This is a genomic window from Brevundimonas sp. (genome assembly GCF_041648115.1).
In the GTDB taxonomy this organism is placed as follows: Bacteria; Pseudomonadota; Alphaproteobacteria; order Caulobacterales; family Caulobacteraceae; genus Brevundimonas.
In genome coordinates this window covers 127,927-134,132 of sequence record NZ_JBAZPR010000012.1, presented here as the reverse complement: position 1 = coordinate 134,132, position 6,206 = coordinate 127,927, and the positions used below count along the sequence as shown (strand labels likewise).

Sequence of the window (6,206 nt, the reverse complement as noted above, 5' to 3'; positions counted from 1 at the left end):
CCGGCCTCCTGCTCGCGCAGGATCCCGATGATCTGCTCTTCCGTGAATCTTGATCGCTTCATTCTGTCCGTCCTTTCGAGGGGCGGACTCTAGCTATTCCTGGAGGAGTTTCAGGGGGTCACGTCAGGCCCACTTCCGTGAAAAGAGAAACCAGACGCTCTTTATCGCCACCGCTTCCTTCCAACGACCTCCACTGGTCTTCGAACCACGCAATCAGACCATCCACCTCCTCCCGCTCGGCTAGTTGGGTGAGACTGAGAGGCTGGGTAGGGGCCAAACCCAAACCATCTGTCGTCAGGGCGCAACCGCCCACCAACGCCACTCCCTCATTTGCGCCATCAACGGTGATGAGCGACTGAGGAAGACGTCGACTCGCAATGCGGACCTCGCTTTGGTTCAGCCAACTGGCGACCCGCTCGGCTGAATTTCGTCCGGCGAGGCTGTTCCGCCGCGCTCTGTCCGCCACGTCGCCTAAAAGGCCGGCCGCTATGACGTCCTGCGGTGAGCAAATCATTCGAACGGCGCCCGCCGTGCCGATTGCGTCGCCGAACGCCTCAACGCCGAACACAGACAGTTCGGCGGTGGCGACACGGGCTAGCCCGCCAGCGTGAACTGCCGTCAAACGGTCGAGTGCGCGGTCTCGACCAGCGTTGCGAATAAACTTCAAGGCATCCTCCCAAGAGGGGATGCTGGCGATAGGAAGCGCCTAGAGCAAGCCACCTCGATACCGGCACGCCCGACTTTCACCGGACAACATGCTCGCATATCTTGCAGAAGATCACGAAAAGCAGAGCGGCATCAACGACCTGTAAGCCAGTCACGAATTCCACAGCGACAAACTTATTGACACGACGGAAACGTGACTTCAGAGAATCTTCTTTATTATCAAAAGATTATCACAATACAGCACCAAACTCCTTTCGGATATCGCTTGTGGGCGACCGGAGGTCCGCTGGTGCAGGGGCTGGGGGTTTCACCCCCGGCACCAGCGGTGCCGCCGGCGGCTGGATGGTCGAAAGCGCCAGCCTTCTGACTAATCCCGCACCCTACGCTTGGCCAACGCGGGCTGTGATGGCGCCGCGAGGCGCACGCCAGCGCCCATATCGCCTTCGGCGGGTAGAAACACGGCGCCGGCAGCCTGAAGCGTCGCAACCATAAGCTTGGCATTGGCCGTGTTTACGGGCGCGGGGCCGTTGTCGCCCTCGGCCCGCTTAACCGTATTCGGCGCCAGACCTGTGCGCTCAGCTAGGTCCAATACCGACATATTCAACAGCCCTCGCGCCGCCCGCAACTGGGCGCCCGTCGGATGGTCTGCTGGCTTCTTCCTAAGCGCCTTCATGATTCAATTTGACTCTTTAGCCCAAGTTTGAATTTCTAGGCTCATTCTGATGAAGGAGTCTTACATGACTGTTTACGATCCGCCCAACCCCTCTTGTCCTATCCACGGCGCACGCCTTCAGCGCTCGGCCTGCGCAAAGTGCAATGCCGCCTATATGCGTCGCTATCTCAAGGTTCAGCGGCGAGTGACTCCGGCCGTCGCGCTCCATAGCCGCGCCCGCCAGCGGGCAGCCCGTCGCGGGCTGCCGTTCGATCTGGATGTGAGCGACGTCATTGTGCCTTCAATCTGCCCCGCGCTGGGCGTGCCGCTCGTCATTGGCGAGATGCGGTCGCCCTATTCGCCATCACTTGATCGTATCCGGCCCGCCCTCGGTTATGTTCGCGGCAACACCCGCGTGATCTCTGACCAAGCGAACCGTTTGAAAGGCACCCTCGACATCGAGGGGCTGATCAAGCGCGCTGTGGCTTCGGTAGATCAACGCCGTGAAGACTATGCGCGCCTAGCCGAGTACCTCGACCGGGAACTCCTGCTTGCCGACGTGCGGCGTAAGGCGGCGCTGGCGGGGCGCGCGGGCGAGGAATGGGCAAAGGTAGCCAAGTTCCTGGAGGCGGCGTTCATCCGCGCCGATTGGAAGCGCTGATGCCCCGCATGTTCGCTCACCGCCAGGGGCTGAAGCGACACTTTATGACGATCGAGGTCACTCCTGGCGACCAACGCGTCCTCGTCGGCACCAAGCCGCTGGACGACGACTGGGTGATGTCGATGATCAGGATCGATGGATGCACCAACGAAGCCGAAGCCGTCTGGCTAGGCCAGTGCATTCGGTCTGACCTGATCGAGTACATCAGCGTCGCCAACGACGAGGTGACGCCGCTGGAGGCGGTCGGGATCGAGTCTGGCCAGGTTGCCCCCAGCGCTGGCTGGAGCGTCGCCGTCTATGTGGTCCTGGCCTCGCGCCAAGAGGCAGAGGCGATGTTCGACTTCCTGACAGCTTATGCCGCGCAACCCACGGAGTGGACCCATTAGGTGGGCTCGTCACGCACACCGCAGAACATTCCTTTACAATAACAATGAGTTATCCGAGCTTATAAGTTGCAATTTGCCGCGTGTAGGCTATCTTCCACCCCAACCCACGCTTCCCCTCGGTCGTGACGATAGCCGAGGGGAAGCACCCGATCCCGAGCCCAACCCCTTGCCCTGTCGTCTAATGCCCAACCATCTATCCCCGTCTTCGTCCATCGATGCCTCTGGCGCTGATGGTTCGGGCATCGCCTCTAGGTCGTCGACAGATTGGCCCCTGCTTAAGGCAGTCGCTTTCCACCTGCTGCCCTTGTCAGAGATGGGTCAGCAAGACGGCGTATCATCTGCACTCCCAGCATCCTGGCCGCTTCTGCTCACAAAGGAGCAGTTGAGCGCCTACCTCGCGATGTCATGGTCCACCATCTCCAAGATTTGCACCGTGGCTCCGCTCGACGTCGGCGCCAGCGTGATCCGGTACAACCGTCTTCAGATCGACGAATGGGTTGCGAGCCTTCCGCCCAAGGCGATCAAAAACGCTGCACTGGCGGCGCCGACCCTTCTGGACCTAGAAACCGAACGCGAGGAACGGCGGAGCGCCGCGCTTGATAGAGTTCGAGCACGCACCACCCTGCACCATCATGCCCGCCGCCCCCGTTTGAGCGACGGAGGGCGCAATGGACAAGGTTAAATACGTCCAGCGCATCCGACGCCCGAACGGCGCTATTGATCTCTATTTCCGCAAAGGAGACCACCGTGAAGGCCCCCTGAGGTCGCTCGATGGGTCTCCAGAACTGAAAGCCGAGGTCGATGCTATTCTCGCTCGGCTCGCTAGGGCGCAAGCCGCTCAGACGCCGAGGGCGGGGACCGTGGGCGGGGCTATCCAGCGCTACAGGAAGTCCGCCGATTTTATCCGGCTCGCCCAATCGACGCAGAAAGAATACGAGCGCCTGCTCAATGAAATCGACGCTGACGTGGGTGAGGTCCGTCTAGTTGAGGTCGATAAGCCCTGGATTAAGGACTTGCGCGATCTGTGGGCGCCGCGCGGTCACAAGGCGACAAATGACCGAGTGCAGGTCCTCAGGAACGCCTTGATGCCGGCGGTGGAGGACGAACGTATAAAGACGAACCCCTTTCTGAAGCTGAAGAAGTTGGCGCCGCCTCATGACGCCGATGAGGTGAACCTCGCTTGGACAGACGAGGAAGTGGACGCGTTCATCGCGCTGGCCCTCCAGCGCAACATGCCGGGCTTGGCCCGTGCCGTGGCTCTGGGGCGCTGGGGCGGCTTCCGGCGGGGTACAATCTGCAACATCCCGCTGAACGCTCGGGTCATCGCGCAAGATGATGACGGTTTGTCCCAGCGCCGGCTCTACTGGACGACTGAGAAGCGTAAGGTCTTGTGCGACAAGCGAGAAGACAGCCGTCTCTCCGCCTTTCTGGAAAGCACGCCCGCCAAGGCCCTCACCATCGCATACGACCAGCGAGGTCACCCTTGGAAGGAGCGATCTCTAAACCAGGCCGTCGCTCGTCTGGTCGATACGCTTGCTCTAACCAAGCGCGCCCGTCCCAACCTCACACCTCATGGCCTGCGCCATGCCCGAGGGCTTGAACTGGCGTACGCAGGTGCATCTGATGCCGAAATCATGGCGCAGCTTGAACACACCACCGAACGAGCGGCGCGGATTTACCGCCGGCAGGCGGAGCGTCGCCGCATGGCGGACAGCGGGCAGGACCGAGTCGACAATGTCGTAGCGCTCAAGGCAGAGAGAAAACGGTCTTCGAACGGGGCGTGAACGCCGACTGTAACGAAGGGTGTAAAACGACTGTAACGGCGCGGCTAAAAACACGCGCATCTATCACTAAGTCATTGAAAAAGATGGCGCACCCGGAGCGATTCGAACGCCCGACCCCCAGATTCGTAGTCTGGTGCTCTATCCAGCTGAGCTACGGGTGCGGCTGCCTTGCGGCGAGGGCGGGTCTTTAGCTTGCGGATTGGGCGGACGCAAGCGGGGGAATGCAGTTTTGCGCAGATAGAGCGGTTGGCGCGGCGCGCGGGACGGATTAGGCCTTTGGGACGTTCTCGCCGCCCCGGATAGTCCATGCGCTCGTTTCGTCGTCAGATCGCCGCCCTGCTCGTGCCCGTCGTCCTGGCGGGGTGTCAGACGACGGCGGGGATGGATGCGGCGGCGACACCCCGAGGCATAGCGGGCGCTCCGGCTTCGGCCACGGCGTCATCCCCGGCGAGGGGTCCGTTCGTGACGGCGGCCAATCCGCTGGCGGTCGAGGCGGGGATGACCGTGTTACGGCGCGGCGGGTCGGCGGTGGATGCGGCGGTGGCGATCCAGGCGGTGCTGGGGCTGGTGGAGCCGCAGTCGTCGGGCCTGGGCGGCGGCGCCTTCTTGATGAGCTATGACGCCGAGACCGGGACGGTGACGGCCTATGACGGGCGCGAGACGGCGCCGGCGTCGGCGACGCCCGAGCTGTTCTATGAGGACGGCAAGCCCCTGCCCTTCATCGACGCCGTCCTGTCGGGGCGGTCCACGGGTGCGCCAGGAGCGGTGGCCATGCTGGCCATGGCGCAGAAGGATCACGGCAAGCTGGCGTGGCGCGACCTGTTTGGGGACGCCGAGCGGCTGGCGCGCGACGGGTTCACGGTCAGCCCGCGTCTGGCGGGCATGATCAACGGGCGTTTTCCTCAGTCGCGGACCCGCTGGGCGACCGCCTATTTCACCAAGCCGGACGGGACACGGTATCAGGCGGGCGACACGCTGAAGAACCCCGCCTACGCCGACACGGTCGCGCGGTTGGCGCAGGAGGGGCCGGGCGTCGTCTATGGCGGCCCGATCGGGCGCGAGATCGCCGACGCAGTGCGCGAGGGGCCGCGTCCCGGCGGCCTGACCGAGGCGGACATCGCCGGGTATCGGCCGCTTCGCCGTGACGCTATTTGCCGGCCGTATCAGGCCTATGTGATCTGCGTGCCGCCGCCGCCGTCCAGCGGCGTGGCCCTGCTGCAGTTCCTGGCCATGGCCGAGGCGACGCCGGATCTGGACAAGGGCGCGGCGAGCCCTGAGGCCTGGGTCGCGTTCGGGCGGTTGCAGCGGCTGATGTATGCCGACAGAGACCGTTATGTGGGCGACAACGACTTCGTCGGCGTGCCCATCGCCGGCCTGCTGGATCCCGACTATGTCGCCTCGCGCGCCGCACTGGCGGCTCAGGTTGACGGGCCGGTAGAGGCGGGCGCGCCGACGGGATCGCCGCCGCGCGGAACGGACCGGACGGCCGAGCCGGGCGGCACCTCACACATGGTCGTGGTCGACGCTTGGGGAAATGCGGTCAGTATGACCACGACGGTGGAGAGCATCTTCGGCAACGGTCGGATGGTCGGCGGCTTCTTCCTGAACAATCAGCTGACGGACTTTTCCTTCACGCCGCGAGAGGACGACCACCCGGCCGCCAATGCGGTGGCGGCGGGCAAACGGCCGCGGTCGTCGATGACGCCGGTGCTGATCCTGGATCGGCAGGGTCGTCTGATCGGGGCCATCGGCTCGCCGGGCGGGTCCAGCATCCTGGCCTATGTAGCCAAGGCGCTGGTCGGGACGATGGATTGGGGACTGTCGATGCAGGACGCCATCAACCTGCCCAATCTGGTGGTGCGGGGCGATATGGTCGGCGCCGATACCGACATGATCGCGCCGGACATCCGAGACGCTCTGGGCGCGGCGGGCATGCGGCTTCAGCCCAACGCCACCGAGACCTCGGGTCTGCATGGCGCGATCTGGCGCGATGGTCGGTGGGATGCGGGCGCGGATCCGCGTCGTGAAGGGGTAGCGGTGTCGGAGGTCCGCTAAGG

6 protein-coding genes and 1 tRNA gene are annotated in these 6,206 nt (G+C 63.7%); 5 read left to right on the top strand and 2 right to left on the bottom strand.

All coding sequences use genetic code 11. From position 1 onward, the window contains the following. Positions 1-118: 118 nt before the first annotated feature. Positions 119-667 carry a hypothetical protein gene (locus WC597_RS12670; protein ID WP_372693668.1) on the bottom strand — a complete coding sequence of 183 codons (549 nt, stop codon included), beginning with the start codon at positions 665-667 and terminating at the stop codon, positions 119-121. A 736-nt stretch (positions 668-1,403) separates the two neighbouring features. Between WC597_RS12670 and WC597_RS12665 the strand changes: the two genes are divergently transcribed. The 4 genes from WC597_RS12665 to WC597_RS12650 all read left to right on the top strand — a co-directional run bounded on the left by WC597_RS12665 (position 1,404) and on the right by WC597_RS12650 (position 4,149). Continuing rightward, a complete protein-coding gene (locus WC597_RS12665) occupies positions 1,404-1,979 on the top strand; it encodes a hypothetical protein (protein WP_372693666.1) in 576 nt (191 codons plus the stop codon). Continuing rightward, the gene (locus WC597_RS12660) at positions 1,979-2,365 is read left to right on the top strand and encodes a hypothetical protein (protein ID WP_372693664.1); all 387 of its coding nucleotides are present in this window, start codon (positions 1,979-1,981) and stop codon (positions 2,363-2,365) included. The genes WC597_RS12665 and WC597_RS12660 overlap by 1 nt, the downstream gene beginning before the upstream one ends. 382 nt (positions 2,366-2,747) lie before the next feature. Beyond that, the gene (locus tag WC597_RS12655; protein ID WP_372693662.1) at positions 2,748-3,047 is read left to right on the top strand and encodes a hypothetical protein; all 300 of its coding nucleotides are present in this window, start codon (positions 2,748-2,750) and stop codon (positions 3,045-3,047) included. After that, on the top strand, positions 3,034-4,149 hold the full coding sequence (locus WC597_RS12650) for a tyrosine-type recombinase/integrase (RefSeq protein WP_372693660.1): 1,116 nt from the start codon (positions 3,034-3,036) through the stop codon (positions 4,147-4,149). Before WC597_RS12655 ends, WC597_RS12650 begins: the two co-directional genes overlap by 14 nt. A gap of 84 nt (positions 4,150-4,233) precedes the next feature. On the opposite strand, the gene WC597_RS12645 is transcribed toward WC597_RS12650, so the two are convergent. Beyond that, a tRNA-Arg gene (locus tag WC597_RS12645) sits at positions 4,234-4,310 on the bottom strand. A 145-nt stretch (positions 4,311-4,455) separates the two neighbouring features. Between WC597_RS12645 and WC597_RS12640 the strand changes: the two genes are divergently transcribed. Beyond that, the gene (locus WC597_RS12640) at positions 4,456-6,204 is read left to right on the top strand and encodes a gamma-glutamyltransferase family protein (RefSeq protein WP_372693658.1); all 1,749 of its coding nucleotides are present in this window, start codon (positions 4,456-4,458) and stop codon (positions 6,202-6,204) included. Positions 6,205-6,206: the final 2 nt, after the last annotated feature.

What these genes read in the sequence shown, in the direction of transcription:
- WC597_RS12665 (WP_372693666.1), top strand. Translation starts at nt 1,404, where the DNA reads ATGACTGTTTACGATCCGCCCAACCCCTCTTGTCCTATCCACGGCGCA.
- WC597_RS12660 (WP_372693664.1), top strand. Translation starts at nt 1,979, where the DNA reads ATGCCCCGCATGTTCGCTCACCGCCAGGGGCTGAAGCGACACTTTATG.
- WC597_RS12650 (WP_372693660.1), top strand. Translation starts at nt 3,034, where the DNA reads ATGGACAAGGTTAAATACGTCCAGCGCATCCGACGCCCGAACGGCGCT.
- WC597_RS12640 (WP_372693658.1), top strand. Translation starts at nt 4,456, where the DNA reads ATGCGCTCGTTTCGTCGTCAGATCGCCGCCCTGCTCGTGCCCGTCGTC.